Below are 15,376 nucleotides of genomic sequence, written 5' to 3' on the forward strand. Positions count from 1 at the left end.
AACTGCCATGCGCCACTCGGCGGTTCGCGCAAACTATTCGTCGAAGCCGCAGTAAGAGTTGGAATCTGTTACGGTTTAGTGCGTTTCATGGCGTTAGGTTAGCTGCGGCAACACGAATTGATTGCGGATCGCTATGGTGAGCTACACGGCACGGATCTCGGGAATGCTGACTGCGTTCGCCGCTGCTGTGGCGATCACAGGCACCGCCGCAGCGGAACCGTCCGATTCCGCAGGGCCGAAGACGAACATCGCGATCCGAACCTGTCCGGCACTGTACGCCTTGGGAATTCAGGGCACCGGCGAATCGTCACCGGACGCCGCGCCGACCACCGATACCGGCATGCTATCCACGGTCTTCATGCCGATGCTGGCGAAGGCCGATCCCGGTCTGGTCGAGCGTGCCTATGTCCCATACGAATCCGGCTTCGGCGGCGCGACCGCCGGTGGTGCCGCGTCGTATGCGGAGTCGGTGACCGGCGGACTGTTCCGGCTGCGCTCGATGGCCCAGGATATCGCCGCCCGCTGCACCGAGACCCGCTTCGCGATCGTGGGCTATTCGCAAGGCGCGCATGTGGCCTCGATGTTCGCCCAGGAGGTCGGTCAGGGCCACGGTGTGATCCCACCCCACAAGGTCGCCGCGGTCGCATTGTTCGCCGATCCGACCCGCAAACCCGGTGCGCCGCTCTTTCCCGGTTCGCCGGGCAAGGCAACCCCGGACGCCGCGCCCGGCACGTCGGGGGATCGGATCGCATCGGTCGTGGCACTGCCGCAGGAGCCCCCGAGCGGCGGCGGTATCGGACCGGAACGCGACAAGGCCCCCGATTTCGCCGCGCTGACCGGGCGGGTCGCGAGTTTCTGTGCCGCGGGCGATCTCGCGTGCGATGCACCCGAGGGTGCGCCGATCCTCGAGGCGGTGGCGTCCATCGCGGGCCAGTCCAAGCTGAGTGGCGGCGATCCGATCGCGTCACTGGTGTCGATATCCCAGGCGTTGGCGTACACATCCATCAAGACCGCGACCACAGTCGTCGACGAGGACGTTCAGGGCAACTCACTCGCGAGTTTGTCGATTTCGCCGAAGAAGTCGATTTCACAGCGCCTGGCCGATGCCGCCGATCCGCGTACGCCGCTGAATATTCCCGCGGCACTACAGGCGATGCTGAAGGTCGGCATGATCGGATTGAACGCGGTCGTTGCGGTGGTCAAGTCGGTGATCAATTCGGCCGATATCAGCCAACTCGCCACCGCGGGGCTGGCCGATCCGGTCTCCGGAATCTTGTTGTTCGGCACGAAATTGCTGGGCGCGATTCCGCAGCTGGTGCCGCCGACGACCGGTGCCCGACTGGTCACCCAGGCCTTCGACGCGGTTGTACAGAACATCACCGATAACAGCGAACTGTTCAATGTGATGACCTGGGTGCGGTATTGGGATACCGTGCAGCGCCACGGCGCCTACAGCACGGTGGCGGTCACTGCAACCGGTGACGCACCCACTCGATTCGTCGCCGACTGGTTCGCCGCGGTGGCACACGATCTGGCCGATGAATTCGGCAGCCGAGCTGTGCCTATCGGTGGCAGCACGAAATCGACCACCGGATTCCTCGGAGAGAGTTCCGGCGCGTCGACTACGCCGAATTCGTCCGGTACGGGACAATTCCCGTTCGGGACAGGAGCCGATGGCACCTCATCCGGCGGCGCGACGTCGACTCCGCCCACCGTGGTACCCGGCACCCTGAACAACACCTACCCGTTCTCCACGAACTGATCGCAGAGAGGGTCCGATGATGTACGTGCCTCGCGCTGCGGGAATGGGGGAATGTTGAAGTCGTACAAACAGCTGTCGCGCTGGTACGGCGCACTGGAGCCGGAGACAGGAGTGGCGACTCCGCATCACGACGAGGCCGGATTGCGGGAACCCGGTGACGAGGACGGCGCGCCCCGGTATCCGCACTACATTCGCGAAGAGGGTCCCGACGACATGCGTACGCGTAACGAGGTGCCTGCCGATCTGGCCTCCCATCGCAGCGAATTCACCGGTGGGTGGTCGGATTGGGTGGCCGGACGTGCCCCCGGCCCCGACGACGAGTATCCCGGTCCGCGTGATGGTGAACTTGTCCAGTTCCCGTGGCCGGAGGACGACCACGACAAGGGACCGCGCGAACGGTCGGCACGCGCGACGCGCGCGCTGCGCCAAGAGGCGCGCGATCATCCGGCCGCGCGTCGGGCCCGGGTGATCGCGGTGCTCGTCGTGGCCGTACTGCTGTTGGTCGCGGCCGCCGCGGGCGCGCTGTTCCTGCTGCGCTCGTCCGGCGATCGCGCCGCCGCTCCGGTCGTGCCGTCGATGCGATTCACCGCGGGCAGTGTCCAATCCCGTGGCATCGCCGATTGCCCGACCGAACGTGGTGACCGCATCGTGCGCAGTGCCGAACCCGGTGGCACCGACTCCGGACCGGCCGCGATCCTGGCGTTCCAATACGCCTACTACGTGGAACGCTCCGCCGAGCAGGTCCGGGCGGTGGTCGCACCGGATTCGAATATCTCGTCGGCCACGGTGATTCAGCACGGCATCGACACCATTCCGCTGGGCACCACGCATTGCGTGCGGATCCAGACGGTTACCGACAACCGGTATTCGGTCGAGGTCACCGAGTACCGCCCCGGCGGCGCGCCCGCCACGTACAACATGCAGACCGTCACCACGGCGGTGGTCGACGGCCGCACGCTCATTGCGAGCATCGCGGCCGGATGAAGTAGGGAGAGCTGATAGCGATGGGAGACGACTGGAGCCGCTGGCTCGATGAGACGCCCGATGAGGGTGATCCGTCGGACCGGCACACGCCTTCGAAGGCTCCGGTGGTGCGTCTGCGGCGTAAGGGCGGTGCAAGTGAATCCGCGGAAACAACGCAGCGTTCGATTCTGGTGGTCGGTGGCTGTGGTGGTGCGGGAACTACGACCACGGCATTGGGCTTGGCCGGTGAACTCGGCATGACGGGCACTTCGGCGGTGGCAGTGGACGCCACGGTGGCGGGCAGCGATCTGGCGTTGCGCGGGGCCGATGAGCACCTGCATCCGATCAGCCTGCAATCGTGGTTGTACGGGCGCGGTAACGATGAACCGGCGCCATTGAAGGAGTGTCTGTCGCAGGCGAGTTCGGGCATCGGACTGCTGTGGCGCGACGCCGCGCCGCTGCGACGGCGTGCCACATATCTCACAGTCGCGCGTGCGATCTATGACGCCGGATACACCGCTGTCTACGATGGCGGAAACCCGATTGCCGGACGGCAGCTGCGGCCTCTGCTGGATGACTCGGATATCGCTCTGGTACTTGCCATTCCCGCGCGGGCCGATGCCGCGAATCGGCTGCGGGTGACCCTGGAATGGCTCGACGACCAGTTCGGCGACTCGGCCGATGGACAGGGCGGCGGCATCGTCGGCGATACCACAATTGTTGTCTCACACCAACTTCCCGGTGTGGACGCACATGTTGCCGACCATTTGCGCGAGCACCTTTCCGGCTGGGTCCGCGACATCATGGAGATTCCCTACGATCCGCATCTTGCGCGCGGTGAACTCATTCGCCACGCATCGCTGGCTCCGGAGACGCGCCGGGCTTATGGGCGGCTGCTCGCCGGAGTGGCATCATGACGGCCGCCATGAAACTTCGTCGTCAGTCCGAAGCCGCCCAGGCCGGTGTGGTCGCCCCACCGGAGTCTCGTCGCGCGCCCATCTGGGACCGTCCCGTACCCGGCGTCGGCCGGGCGCCGCTGTGGTGGCTGCTCGGCGTACATGGCGGTGCCGGAGCCAGTACTCTCGCACGTGTGCTCGCGCCCGCGGCGGATGCGGGCCGCCGCTGGCCCGGCGTCTTCGATCACGAATCGCCCTTCGTCGTCCTGGTGGCACGAGAGACCATCGCCGGACTCACCCGCGCACATGACCTTCTGCGCCAACATCATTCGGGTTTCGCCGGTTCCAGTGAAATCCTCGGACTGATCACTGTCGCGGCCCGCCCCGGCCGCATGCCCGCCGAAATCCGCCGCTATCGCGATGTGGTCGGCTCCCTGGCCGGGCAGGTCTGGCAGGTCCCGTGGTACGAGGAATGGACCCTCGTCGAACCGGAGAGCCTGCCGATCTGGAACCCGGGCGACGAGATACCGCAGAAGAAGAAAAGGATCGACCCGCTCGACGAAGTTCCGCTCGAGATCCGGGAGCTCGGGGCCGATATTGTTGCAGTCGTGCGCGAAAACCTGGACAGCAGCGCATCTTTCGAGGAGGGCCACCGTTGACCACCACTACCAAGAAAGGCAGCCGATGAGCATGATTCTCCTTGCCGTACATGACACGTACGGCACTGTGCTGGCTCAGGTCGGTAACCCGACACCGGAGGCGCCTCCCGGCTCGGAGAAGATCCTGCAGCTGGTCCGCTACCTGACCTGGTTCGTGCTGCTTTCCGGTATCTGCGGAATCACCTACGCGGGTGGCAAGTTCGCGTGGGAGAAGTGGACCGGTGGTGGGCTCGAATCGCCGAAGATGGTGGCCGGAGCCATGATCGGCGGCGTCGTCGCGACGAGCGCGGGCACCATCATGAACGCCGTCATCGGAACCTGATGTACACGATGGCTACCGTGCGAATGTCGGCGGTGGAACTGCTTGCCTACAAGCAGATGCCCGCCGAAGTGCTGCAACCGCTGATGCAGCTGCTGAACTGGCTGCTCTGGTTCGTACTGCTGGTGTGCCTGGCGTGGATGATCGTCTCCGCCGGCCGCTTGTGGATCGCGTTCCGGAGCGACCTGGCGATGAACGACGCCTCGCACGGCGTGTTGATGAGTCTGCTCGGGGCAGCGGTGGCGAGCACGGCCTCGGGGATCGCGTTGGCGTTCCTGCCGACGTGAACCGGTATGGGGACGGGCCTGAGATGATTTCCACATCGCTGGCGACTGCTTGTAGGTCGCGCGAAACTGCAGAGCCGCGGGAACAACTCGGCGCGCGGCTGCGCGGCATCCGCACGCCCGCCGCTGGAGCGTTCGGTACAGCCCTGCTGCTGGCCGCGGTCGGGTGCGGCGGCGGTGACCGCGATTCCGGCCCGGACCCGACGGCCGCGCCGACGCATGTGCGGTGGCAGCCGTTCCAGGGGGTGGCACTGCCGACTGCTGACCAGGGGCCGAAGCGGATATCCGACGGTGCCGCAACGGGTTTCGAGCATTCGCCGATCGGCGCGGCGCTGGCGGCGATCGTGCACACGGTGCGATTGTCGGTGGCCGCCGACAGTCAATGGGCGGATGTCGTGCGTCAAGGGGTGGTGCCGAACAAGGCCAGAGACGAATGGGCGGTCAACCGGGTCCAGCTCTCGATCACCGGTCCGGCCGCGCCCGAGTATGCGCCGAGAGTGCTCGGGTACAAGATCACCGGCTACACCGATGCAACCTCCGCCGTCGACGTCTATACCGCATATTCGGACAACTCGACGGCGGTGAACCACACCACGGTCGAATGGTTCGGCAACGATTGGAGATTGCGACTGCCGGATCCCGACTCGACTGCCCGGCCCATCGAGGCGGTCGATGAATTACCCACGGACATAGTGACATTGGAGGCACCGAAGTGAGTGAGAAGGAGTCGTACGCGCGCGATCGCGTCTCCTTCGGTGTCATAGCGTCCGCTGCCGTACTGGTACTCATCGTGATCGTCGGCATCTTCGTATACGTGAGCCGGGACGACTCGGGTTCGGGTGGCAACAAGGCCGCTGTCGCAGCGAGTTCCGGCGGTGAGGGCTTTGCGGCCCCCGACGTGGATATTCTCGGCAGGCGCGTCGATATTCCGAAAAACTCTGCCGGACAACCGCTTCCACAGGATCCGACCAAACAGCGCAGACCGTCGGACGGGGACTGGCTGACCGCGGCCCCCGAGGGCACCACCGCGCCACACGGCTGGCAGCGGGTCTACGGCGCCTCGGTCCCGTTCTCCACCTCCGACGGACCGACCCGCCTCGAAGACGGTCTGGCCGTCGGGTATTCGCACACCCCGCAGGGCGCAGTGCTCGCGGCAGCCCAGATCACCTACCGCCTCAACGCGCGCCCCGCCGACCGCGACCTCTATGTCCGCCAGGTCCGCGTCTCGGCCCAGCAGATCGCCGCCTACGACAAGGCCCTGTCCCAGGACAAACTCCCGGAACAGCAGCCGGAGAAGGTGACCAAGTATTTCGTCGCCTCGGATGCGTTCAAAGTCGAGAACTATGCCGACGATTTGGCGATCATCCAGCTGGCCACCCGAGGTCCGGTGGTCGACGGCAAGCAGCTGTGGGCGGCCCTGCGCTTGGTGATGATCTGGGATGCGGGGGACTGGCGGCTCAAACCTGCCACCTCCAACAACTCGCAGACCGCATATGTCGAGTCGCTGAACGGATGGACCAAATGGTGACTACTGGCACCGGATCCGGTCCGGCACGCAACCGTTCGCCGATTGCCATGCTATGCGTCGGCGCGTTGCTCGCGCTGGTCATCGCGGTTCTGGTGACCGTGATTGCCATGCGGGACAACGCCATTGGCGGCGACGTGTCGAAGGCGGGTACGAGTTCGGAGAATGTGCCCGGCACTGCAGCGTCGGGTTTCGGCAACCCGGAAGCCGATATGTTCGGCCGCCGATTGGATGTGCCCGATAACGGCACCGGTATTGCGCTGGAACAGAATCCGACGCTGCAGCAGCGGCAGGACGCGCCGACCTGGCAGTCCGCGGCGCCGCAGCCCGCCAGCGGCCAAGGCGTGTGGCAGCGGATATTCGGCGGGCCTGTGGTGCGGTTTTCCACCTCCGACGGCCCGGCGCGCATCGATGGCAAAGCCGCCGTCGGATTCGCGCATACACCCCAGGGCGCGGCCCTGGCGGCCGAACAGATCTACTGGCGCACCAATGCCAACCCCCGTGACCGCGACCTGCTGCTGCGGCTGGTCGCGGTCACCCCGCAATACCTGGCCGACTACGACCGACTCGTGGCCGAGGGCAAGGTCTCGGATCGACTGCCGGACAAATTGAGGCCCTTGCTGTTCGCTTCGGATGCATTCCGAATCGAGAGCTATACCGAAGATTCCGCGATCATCCAGTTTGCGAGAAAGGCCCGAGAAACAGCTGATGGCCAACCAACATGGGTCGGCATGCGCCTGGCAGTCATATGGCGCGATGGCGATTGGAAGCTCACGGCGGTGAGCGGACAACAGCAAGTCCAGATCGATTCCTTGCGAAGCATCGAGGGGTGGACACAATGGTGAGGCGTGTAGTCACGATTTTCGCGGTCATCTTCACGGTGATGATCGCGACGCCGACAGTGGCCTACGGCCAGACATACGGTTTCGACAATACGTGCAACGAACTGCACGACACTCTCGACAACGTCGGGCTGCCGGGCGTATCCCTTGGTGATGCTGCTTCGGCGGTATGCAAGGCGGGCAATGCCGCCTCGCACCCGGGCGGCGTCGCGAACGCGATCAAGGACAAGGCCTGGGAATCGACCTTCGGCAAGGTCGTCGATTCGTTGATGAACGGCCTCGGTGAGGCCATCATCCTCGCGCTGACCTTCTGGATGAAGGTCCCCAACGAGGCGGCCAGCGATTCGGGCTCATTGTTCGTCAAGATCAACGACTACACCTATCAGGCGCAGATATTGCTGCTCATAGCCTCGGTGATATTGTCCGGCGCGAGATTGGCCGAGGCCAGACGCGGCGCCGCTATGAACGAGGCGGCCGAATCGTTCCGCATGTTCACGCGGGTGGTTTTCAGCTCCTGGATGCTCGGCGCGGTCATCGTCGCGGGCACCCAGGCCTCGGATCGCTTCTCCGAGTGGATCATCAACGACTCGACCAATGGCAATGCCAAGGACCTGGCCGAGCTGATGGTGAAAACCAGTAAGCTGCAGGCTTTTTCGCCGGGTCTGGTGCTGATCATCGCGATCGTCGGCCTGCTCGGTGCGCTGGCGCAGATCGTGCTCGCCATTGTGCGTCAGGGTCTGCTGATCATCGCGGCCGGTGTGCTGCCGTTGGCGGCGGCCGCATCCGGGATGAATGTCGGCAAGCAGTCGTATCAGAAGCTGATCGGCTGGATCATCGCGTTCATGCTCTGGAAGCCGGTGGCCGCCATCGTCTACATGATCGCGTTCACCACCGCGGGCCATGTGGATTCGCTCACCACTACCGGCGGACTGCCCGAAGGCGAACAGGCACAACGGATGCTGGTCGCGATCGTGCTGCTGTGTAGTGTCGCGTTCGTACTGCCCGCGCTGATGCGCTTGGTCACGCCCGCGGTCGCGATCGTGGGCAGCGGTGGTTCCGGTCTCACCGCGACCGGTGGAACCTTGCTCGCGGTGGGCGCTTTGGGTGCGATGGGTACCAAGGCCGTCTCGGTCAAGGGCGCCGCGCCGGGGACGGCGGGTTACGTCGGTGGCACCTCCACCGGTCCGCGCCCACCGGGCGGCGCGGGCGGTCCGAGCGGTGGCGGTGGCGCACCGCGTCCGGCCCCGCCACGCGGTGGCGGTGGTGGCGGAGCGCCGTCGGGTGCGCCTCCGCGCGCCTCCGTCCCACAGGGAGGGGCGGGAGTACCGTCCGGTGCGTCGCGGGCGGCGGGTGCGCTCGGCGTGGCCCGCGCGGCGACCGCGCCGCTGAGCCGCGCCGATGAAGCCATGGGCGATGTGGCGGGCGACCGCTGGGCGAACCGTTCGCCCGACCTCGGGAGGAGCACCATTCCGCGATGACGATGACGACGAGCGATCCCTACGAGCGCCGCGCCTACGGGCTCTGGCAAAAGCCGCGCAGCGCAGGCCTTTTCGGTCTGCGCTGGGAAGAGACCGTCATCGGCTTCGTCGTCGTGATCACGGCCCTGATCTGCGCCATGGTCGGCGGTTTCAAGTGGGGTCTGATCGTGGGCGGCACCGGCGTTGTCGTGATGGTTCCACTGGTGTGGCGGACGGGGGGCCGCTCCGGATACGAGAACGGATTGATGATGTTCAACTGGATGCGCTCACGCAATCGCGGCGAGCATGTGTATCGCGGTGGCCGGTTCTCGCGGATTCCGGGCGGTGTCACGCGGCTACCTGGTCTGCTCGCGCCCTCCAAGCTCTACGAGGGCATCGATGCGGGTGGCTACAGCTTCGGCATGATCCACTTGCCGCAATTCGCCCAGTACACAGTGGTTCTGCGGGCCTGGCCACAGGGGCACGAGGCGGTGGACCAGCCGGTCATCGATCGCTGGGTCTCGGCCTGGGGCACCTTCCTCGCCTCGGTCGGCCAGACCAGTGACATCGTCGCCGTCGTCCCGGTGATCGATACCGTGCCCGAGACCGGTAACCGACTGCTGACCGAGGTCGCCACCATTACCCGCCCGGAGGCGCCGGAGCTGGCGCAGCAGGTGATGTACGAACTCGCCACCGAGCTACCGCAGGAGCGGGTGCAGCTGCTGCCGCGCGTCGCGATCACCTTCAAGGCGACTACCGCGGAGCGTCGCAAGAATCCGGCCGAGGAAGCCGTCGAGATCGGACGCAGGCTTCCCGGTATCTGTGCCGCGCTGGCCGAGGCGGGCGTGCGCGCCCAACCGATGTCGGCCGACGAGGTCATCTCGTTCATCCGGCGCAGCTACGATCCGGCCGCGCAGGCCGATCTCGAGGTCGCCGCGGGCGAACCCGAAGGGCACGGGCTGGATTGGGCCGATGCCGGACCGGTTTCGCACGACGAGAAGTGGGATCACCTGGTGCACGACGGTGGCCGCTCGGTCACCTGGGAGATGGATGCCGCACCCGAGGGCGCGGTGGACGAGCGGGTGCTGCAGCGGCTGCTCGCGCCGAATCCCGAAGTGCCGCGTAAGCGCATCGCCATCGTGTACCGACCGCATTCGGCCGCCGACGCTGCCGAAATCGTCGACGACGATTTCAAGAACGCGTTGGTGGCCCAGCAGAGCGAACGCGGTGTCGTCTCGGCGGCCGCGACCCTGCGGGTGGGTGCCACCCAGCAGGCCCGAGAAGAACAAGCCCGGGGTCACGGTGTGACCCGCTTCGGGGCGCTGGTGACCATCACCGAGCCCCTGCGCGGTGATCTGCCGCGTATCGAAGCCATTACCCGCGACCTGTCCACACAGGCGCGGTTGAAGATCCGGCGGTGCTACCGCTACCAGGCGGCGGCCTTCGCGGCCTCGCTCGGTTGTGGGGTGATTCTGCCGGAACACGCGACAATTCCGAAAGCCTTGGCGGGGTGAGCAATACATGGCAGGCGAGTACGAGCCACCCGTGCGCGAACGGGACGAAATGCCGGTGCGCCGCAGGCGGCGTCCCGAGGACGCGGCTTGGGCGCGGCCCACGGACGAGCGGACTCAGCGGCTCTCCGAGGGCCGCCGGGGCGAGCGGTCGGGCATCGAGGAGATGCCCGACCGGGATCGGCGGTCCGCGCGGGGCCCGGCGCGGGTGAGCGGCGGCGAGCGGACCGGCATCGGCGAAACGTCCGATCGGGAGCGGCGACCGTCGCGCAATGCGGCCGATCGACGGGCGCGCCCTGGTGCCGCAGCCGCGGACGGTGGCCGTGCCGATCGGCCGCATCCGGATCGCGGCCGCACCAGCTTGGAAAACGGCTGGGGTGAACGGACTTCGGCCGAACGTGGACGTCCAGACGGCACCAGGACCGCTCGCCCACGAGATGGCGCACCGCAACGACCGGCACGGGGGGAACGCGTGGCACGACCGGAACGCAACGGCTCGCGAGCGAGTCGCGAGGCACAGCGCGCGGCCAAGATCGACTACACCGCCGACCGTGCCATGGGCACCCCGCAGATGGACAAGGCCGCCCGTCGCGCGAAGGCCAGGTCGGACAAGCGCAAACAGTCCGGCCCACCGCTGCTCGACGATGCGACCAGGGCCAAACTCGAGCAGATCAGCCGGGAGGGCACCGGCCTGCGGGCGGCCTTCGCGACCTTCCGGATCCGCACCGACGATATCCGCCGACGCAACTACGCGGCCCGCGCCGAACAGGTCTTCGAGGACGGATTCGACCGCAGCACAGCGCAACTCACCGATCGCGGCTACATGGGTCCCGGCGGCGGCCGGATGAATGTCGTCGGCCGCCCGGTCGAATACCGGGCCACCACCGCCCAGGTGGCCGGTCTGTGGCCGTGGTCGGTCGGCGCGGGTGCGCCCTTGATCGGTACCCCGCTCGGTTCGCATCTGCATACCGGCGCCCCGGTCTGCTTCGACCCGATGAACTGGTTCCTGCGCGGCAGCTTCATCACCGCGCCCAGCCTTTTCGTGTTGGGGCTCAACGGTTTCGGTAAGTCCTCGCTGGTGCGCCGGATCGTGCTCGGCGGTATCGCACAGGGCATCACGCCGCTGATCCTGGCCGACGTGAAACCGGACTATCGCAAATTGGTCGAACTGGTCGGTGGCCAGGTGATCGACCTCGGTTACGGGCACGGCAAGCTCAACCCGCTCGCCGCCGGTGTGCTCGGTTCGGTCGTGCCGTTGCTGGACGAGTTTCCGGCGCTGCAACTTCAGGTGCTGCAGGATATGCGCGCCCGCCAGGTCACGCTCATCGCCGGCCTGGTCGAACTGGTCCGTGGTGCCCGGGTGCGCGATTACGAGGAGACGCTGATCTCCACCGCGCTGCGCATCCTCTATCGGCCGGGCAGCGGCTACACACCCGATCAACCGCCCATCATGGAGAACCTGCTCGAGGTAATCGTCGCCGGCGGTGACGAATTGCAACTCGACGCCGGCGCCGATGATCCGAACGATTACCAGGTGGCCATCAAGGGTCTACGCCGCTCGCTGCGCGCCTTGACCCAGGGCCCGTTCGGCGCGATCTTCAACGGGCAGACCAGCGTTCCGATCGATACCAGCGCGGTCGCGGTCTGCATCGACGTATCCCATATCCCCACCGGCGATAAGAAGCTCAAGGCCGCCGTGATGCTGGCCTGCTGGGCCGATGGCTTTGCGTCGGTGGAGGCCGCGCATGTGCTCGCCGATGCGAAACTCGGCCAGCAGCGCTATTTCCAGGTGGTGATGGACGAGCTGTGGCAGGTGCTCGGCCTCGGCGACTTCATGGTCGACCGGGTCGATGAGCTGACTCGTCTGCAGCGCAGCATCGCTACCGCGCTGATCATGATCAGCCACACCATCAAGGACCTGCAAGCACTGGGATCGGAAGCCGCCATCGCGAAGGCGCTCGGCTTTCTCGAACGCGCGCGCGCCAAGATATTCGGCGCGCTGCCCGGCGAGGAGATCAAGCGCCTGGACAGCGTGGTTCCGTTCACGTCCGCCGAGGGGGAGATGGTGACCGGATGGTCCGCACCGCAGGCGTTGACGGGCGAGGCGCTCAAACCCGGTCAGCTGCGCCCGTCGCCGCCGGGTACCGGCAAATTCCTACTGAAGATCGGTGAGGATCGCCGTCCCGGTATCCCGTTCCATATGGAATTCACCCTGTCCGAGAAGGAGAGTGGGATCCACGAGACCAACCAACGCTTCTCCGAGTTCACCGAGTCGACTTCGCGTGGTGGCGATTCCCCCAGTGGGAGTGCCGCATGAGCGGGCTGCTCGCACTGTTATCGAGACTGGCGGACGGCCGTGGGAGGTGGGGCGTATGATGCCGCACCGGTCCTATCGGAGAGTGTCGCCGGAAGTACGCAAAGCCGCGGTCGAGCAAGTCATCGCACTTACCGGCAAACTACGCAGCGAATCGGAGGCATGCCGGCTGGTCGCCGAGCAGATCGGCGTGCATACCAACTCGGTGCGCAATTGGGTCCGCGCCGCCGAGGGACCGAGTCTGGAGCGCTTGGACGCGACGGCGCTGCGCCGCAAAGTCGCACTGCTACAACAACAACTGGCCGCCGCCGCGGAGATGAACCGCACCCTGGCCGACACCCTCAACGAATCTCGGCGGCGATCATGAGCGTGCGTCGGAGAGTGAACGATAGGCGCAGCCCGCTGAGGGGTATGGCGGAGTTGAGCGTCAGCGAGGCGGAGTCGTGAACCTCCTGGGTTCGCCCCGCGGTTGTTCGGCGTTGCCGGGGATCCGGTGACCGGGCGGACCATCCTCTATCTGGCGCTGGCGAGCGTGCTCGGGCTGATGACCCTGGTGGTCGTCATCGTGATGCCTGCTGTGGACGACGCCTGCGAGGGCACCTCGGTGCTCGTATCGTCGAGTGTGCTCGCGCCGCTCGGTGGTTATGCGTCCGGTGGTTCACGGGTCACCGGTACGCCGGCGCCCGCGAGTACGACCGGCAATCCGACTGCCACCCAAGCCCATTCGACCGCCACCGGTGCGCCGTCGCTAGCCGCGGGCGTCGGCCCGATCCGCCGGACGCTGCCGCTGGCCGCTGGTACCTTCACCGTGTCGGATGTATTCGGTGCGCGTGGCGGCACGCATAAGGGCGTCGACTTCGCCGCCTCTGACGGCACCACCATCTACTCGGTCTCCGACGGACGGGTCGTGGCCGCCGGTCCCGCTTCGGGTTTCGGCAACTGGATCGTCGTCGATTCCGTCGATACCAACGGCCGCGCCTATTCAGCGGTGTACGGCCATATGTGGGACAGCGGCGTGCACGTGCGCGTCGGCGATACCCTCGTCGCCGGGCAGCCCATCGCGCAGGTCGGCTCGGCGGGCGAATCCAGTGGCCCGCACCTGCATTTCGAAATCGTGCCTGGCGGACGCTTCACCGGCGGTCGGCAAATCGATCCGGTGCCCTGGCTCGACGGCGCGCCGACACCGGATGTCGGTGGCGCGCAGGCCTTCTCGACCGATCCGCGCTGCAATCGCGGCTTCGGTACCGCGGGCGGTGCGCTGGCCGCGGGTAAGGTGCCGCAAGAACTCGAAATCTGGTACCGCCGAGCGGGTTCCATCTGTACGCAGATCACCCCGTCGCTGCTGGCCGCACAGGGGAGGCAGGAGTCCGGATTCCGGCGCGGAGCCGCCTCGCCCGCCGGTGCGCAGGGTCTGGCACAGTTCCTGCCCGGTACCGCGGCCAGTATCAATCCCGATGACGGTCAGCCCTACGTCATCGATGCCGACGGCAATGGCGTCGCGAGCGTATGGGACGACGGCGACGCGATCATCGGTCAGGGTCGCTATATGTGCGCGCTCGCGCACAAGATCATGGCGTGGGAGTCCGAGGGGCGCGTGCAAGGCGATGTCGTCGCGCTGACCCTGGCCGCCTACAACGCCGGTGAGGGCGCGGTACTCGCCTCCGGTGGTATGCCGAACCAGGTGGCCGCGCACTATGCCGAAACCCAGCCGTACGTCGCGAATATCCTTGCGATGGAACCGCAATACCGTGCGCAGGGTTCCAATGGCCGCTTCACCCCGCAGGAGGGTGCGGGCGGTATTCAGGTCGTCCAGGCGGCTCAGCAATGGCTCGGCACCCCGTATGTCTGGGGTGGCGGCGGCCCGCAGGGCCCGAGCGGCGGCGGTATGGACGGTCCCGGCCTCACGTCGGCGGCGGTGTTCGCGGCGTCGTCGGGGACGGTGACACTGCCGCGCACCACAGAACAGCAGTGGGAGGCGGGCGTCGAAGTCTCGCTGAGCAAGCTGCAACCCGGTGATCTGGTGTTCAGCTCATTCGGCCCGCGCGGCCCCGCCGTGGTCGGCATCTATTCCGGCAACGGCCGAATGATCCAGTCTGTGCCCGCCACATACGGGCATTCCAGTGGCGTGACCGAGGTCGCTGTTCCGGGTGACGGCCGCGGAAGGAGGGTGCTGTGACGACAACCGATTCCGCGGCGGGCGAATACGCCAGAGCAGGTGCGGCGATTGGACCACACAAGTACCGGTCCCGGCAGCTAGCCTTGAGTAACAATGCACGCGCGAACCTGGTGGTGATGCTGATGGTGAGCGTTGCGATGTTGGGTGCGGGGTGCGCCAGCTCGAATCGGGAGTCGGGTTCCGGTGCGCCGCAGCCGTCCACGTCCACGACCCGATTGCTGGAGGGTGTGCCCGCACCCGATCCGGTGACGCCCGACGGCGTCGCGGTGGCCGCGCTGAAGGAGATCTACTCCTGGCAGCCCGCCACCGAGGTTCCAGGTGCCTCGCTGTCGCGTGCGCGGAAATGGTTGGGCCCCAGCCTGATCCGCATGCTGGACAGCACGCCGACCGGGATCGAGACACCGAAAGCGACACTGCAGTGGGCGGACTGGGCCAAGGCGCAGGCACATATCGAGGCTTTCGTCTTCGCTTCGGGGGAGCGCCCGCCCGCGAGCGCCGATCCGAATATCCAACAGTTCAAGATCGGGATCGAGCAAACGGTCGTCTACCCGAACGGGCGCAAGGAATCCCTGCCGCCCGCGACGGTCATCGCGACTGTGGTGCGCACATCGGAAGGTTGGCGGCTCGATGCGTTCCGCTGAACCCACCAGCGACAACCGCATAGCTAG

Annotated in this window: 15 protein-coding genes; all 15 read left to right on the plus strand. The window is 66.5% G+C overall.

The window, feature by feature from the left end:
- Positions 1-163: 163 nt before the first annotated feature.
- The 15 genes from AB0L63_RS15585 (at position 164) to AB0L63_RS15655 (ending at position 15,349) form a co-directional block, all read left to right on the plus strand.
- Positions 164-1,762 carry a cutinase family protein gene (locus tag AB0L63_RS15585; RefSeq protein WP_364500379.1) on the plus strand — a complete coding sequence of 533 codons (1,599 nt, stop codon included), beginning with the start codon at positions 164-166 and terminating at the stop codon, positions 1,760-1,762.
- Positions 1,763-1,813: 51 nt separating this feature from the next.
- Entirely contained in the window at positions 1,814-2,746 is a 933-nt protein-coding gene (locus AB0L63_RS15590) for a hypothetical protein (protein ID WP_364500381.1), read from the plus strand.
- Between the two features lie 20 nt (positions 2,747-2,766).
- On the plus strand, positions 2,767-3,642 hold the full coding sequence (locus AB0L63_RS15595) for a hypothetical protein (RefSeq protein ID WP_364500384.1): 876 nt from the start codon (positions 2,767-2,769) through the stop codon (positions 3,640-3,642).
- Positions 3,639-4,280, plus strand: coding sequence for a DUF6668 family protein (locus AB0L63_RS15600; RefSeq protein WP_364500387.1), 642 nt, complete (start codon positions 3,639-3,641; stop codon positions 4,278-4,280). Before AB0L63_RS15595 ends, AB0L63_RS15600 begins: the two co-directional genes overlap by 4 nt.
- Before the next feature lie 25 nt (positions 4,281-4,305).
- A complete protein-coding gene (locus tag AB0L63_RS15605; RefSeq protein ID WP_063043704.1) occupies positions 4,306-4,602 on the plus strand; it encodes a hypothetical protein in 297 nt (98 codons plus the stop codon).
- A gap of 23 nt (positions 4,603-4,625) precedes the next feature.
- On the plus strand, positions 4,626-4,886 hold the full coding sequence (locus AB0L63_RS15610) for a hypothetical protein (RefSeq protein ID WP_364501046.1): 261 nt from the start codon (positions 4,626-4,628) through the stop codon (positions 4,884-4,886).
- Positions 4,887-4,909: 23 nt separating this feature from the next.
- Complete coding sequence (locus AB0L63_RS15615; protein WP_364500392.1) at positions 4,910-5,599, plus strand: hypothetical protein; 690 nt, start codon at positions 4,910-4,912, stop codon at positions 5,597-5,599.
- Positions 5,596-6,411: a hypothetical protein gene (locus tag AB0L63_RS15620; protein ID WP_364500394.1), complete on the plus strand. Its 816-nt coding sequence runs from the start codon at positions 5,596-5,598 to the stop codon at positions 6,409-6,411. The genes AB0L63_RS15615 and AB0L63_RS15620 overlap by 4 nt, the downstream gene beginning before the upstream one ends.
- Positions 6,408-7,253 carry a hypothetical protein gene (locus AB0L63_RS15625; RefSeq protein ID WP_364500396.1) on the plus strand — a complete coding sequence of 282 codons (846 nt, stop codon included), beginning with the start codon at positions 6,408-6,410 and terminating at the stop codon, positions 7,251-7,253. Before AB0L63_RS15620 ends, AB0L63_RS15625 begins: the two co-directional genes overlap by 4 nt.
- On the plus strand, positions 7,247-8,728 hold the full coding sequence (locus tag AB0L63_RS15630; protein WP_364500399.1) for a hypothetical protein: 1,482 nt from the start codon (positions 7,247-7,249) through the stop codon (positions 8,726-8,728). The genes AB0L63_RS15625 and AB0L63_RS15630 overlap by 7 nt, the downstream gene beginning before the upstream one ends.
- Positions 8,725-10,221 (plus strand): SCO6880 family protein, encoded by a 1,497-nt coding sequence (locus tag AB0L63_RS15635; protein WP_364500402.1) that lies wholly within the window; start codon positions 8,725-8,727, stop codon positions 10,219-10,221. The genes AB0L63_RS15630 and AB0L63_RS15635 overlap by 4 nt, the downstream gene beginning before the upstream one ends.
- Positions 10,222-10,228: 7 nt before the next feature.
- The gene (locus AB0L63_RS15640) at positions 10,229-12,535 is read left to right on the plus strand and encodes a hypothetical protein (RefSeq protein WP_364500405.1); all 2,307 of its coding nucleotides are present in this window, start codon (positions 10,229-10,231) and stop codon (positions 12,533-12,535) included.
- A 55-nt stretch (positions 12,536-12,590) separates the two neighbouring features.
- Complete coding sequence (locus AB0L63_RS15645) at positions 12,591-12,899, plus strand: transposase (RefSeq protein WP_364500408.1); 309 nt, start codon at positions 12,591-12,593, stop codon at positions 12,897-12,899.
- Positions 12,900-13,025: 126 nt separating this feature from the next.
- The gene (locus AB0L63_RS15650; protein WP_364500411.1) at positions 13,026-14,708 is read left to right on the plus strand and encodes a peptidoglycan DD-metalloendopeptidase family protein; all 1,683 of its coding nucleotides are present in this window, start codon (positions 13,026-13,028) and stop codon (positions 14,706-14,708) included.
- A complete protein-coding gene (locus tag AB0L63_RS15655; protein WP_364500414.1) occupies positions 14,705-15,349 on the plus strand; it encodes a hypothetical protein in 645 nt (214 codons plus the stop codon). The genes AB0L63_RS15650 and AB0L63_RS15655 overlap by 4 nt, the downstream gene beginning before the upstream one ends.
- Positions 15,350-15,376 lie beyond the last annotated feature (27 nt).

It is taken from the genome of Nocardia sp. NPDC051990 (assembly GCF_040680755.1).
Taxonomy (GTDB): domain Bacteria; phylum Actinomycetota; class Actinomycetes; order Mycobacteriales; family Mycobacteriaceae; genus Nocardia.

Coding starts and splice junctions, on each gene's coding strand:
- AB0L63_RS15635 (WP_364500402.1), top strand. CDS start 8,725: ATGACGATGACGACGAGCGATCCCTACGAGCGCCGCGCCTACGGGCTC.
- AB0L63_RS15630 (WP_364500399.1), top strand. CDS start 7,247: ATGGTGAGGCGTGTAGTCACGATTTTCGCGGTCATCTTCACGGTGATG.
- AB0L63_RS15585 (WP_364500379.1), top strand. CDS start 164: ATGCTGACTGCGTTCGCCGCTGCTGTGGCGATCACAGGCACCGCCGCA.
- AB0L63_RS15605 (WP_063043704.1), top strand. CDS start 4,306: ATGAGCATGATTCTCCTTGCCGTACATGACACGTACGGCACTGTGCTG.
- AB0L63_RS15595 (WP_364500384.1), top strand. CDS start 2,767: ATGGGAGACGACTGGAGCCGCTGGCTCGATGAGACGCCCGATGAGGGT.
- AB0L63_RS15600 (WP_364500387.1), top strand. CDS start 3,639: ATGACGGCCGCCATGAAACTTCGTCGTCAGTCCGAAGCCGCCCAGGCC.
- AB0L63_RS15590 (WP_364500381.1), top strand. CDS start 1,814: ATGTTGAAGTCGTACAAACAGCTGTCGCGCTGGTACGGCGCACTGGAG.
- AB0L63_RS15610 (WP_364501046.1), top strand. CDS start 4,626: ATGTCGGCGGTGGAACTGCTTGCCTACAAGCAGATGCCCGCCGAAGTG.
- AB0L63_RS15645 (WP_364500408.1), top strand. CDS start 12,591: ATGATGCCGCACCGGTCCTATCGGAGAGTGTCGCCGGAAGTACGCAAA.
- AB0L63_RS15615 (WP_364500392.1), top strand. CDS start 4,910: ATGATTTCCACATCGCTGGCGACTGCTTGTAGGTCGCGCGAAACTGCA.
- AB0L63_RS15640 (WP_364500405.1), top strand. CDS start 10,229: ATGGCAGGCGAGTACGAGCCACCCGTGCGCGAACGGGACGAAATGCCG.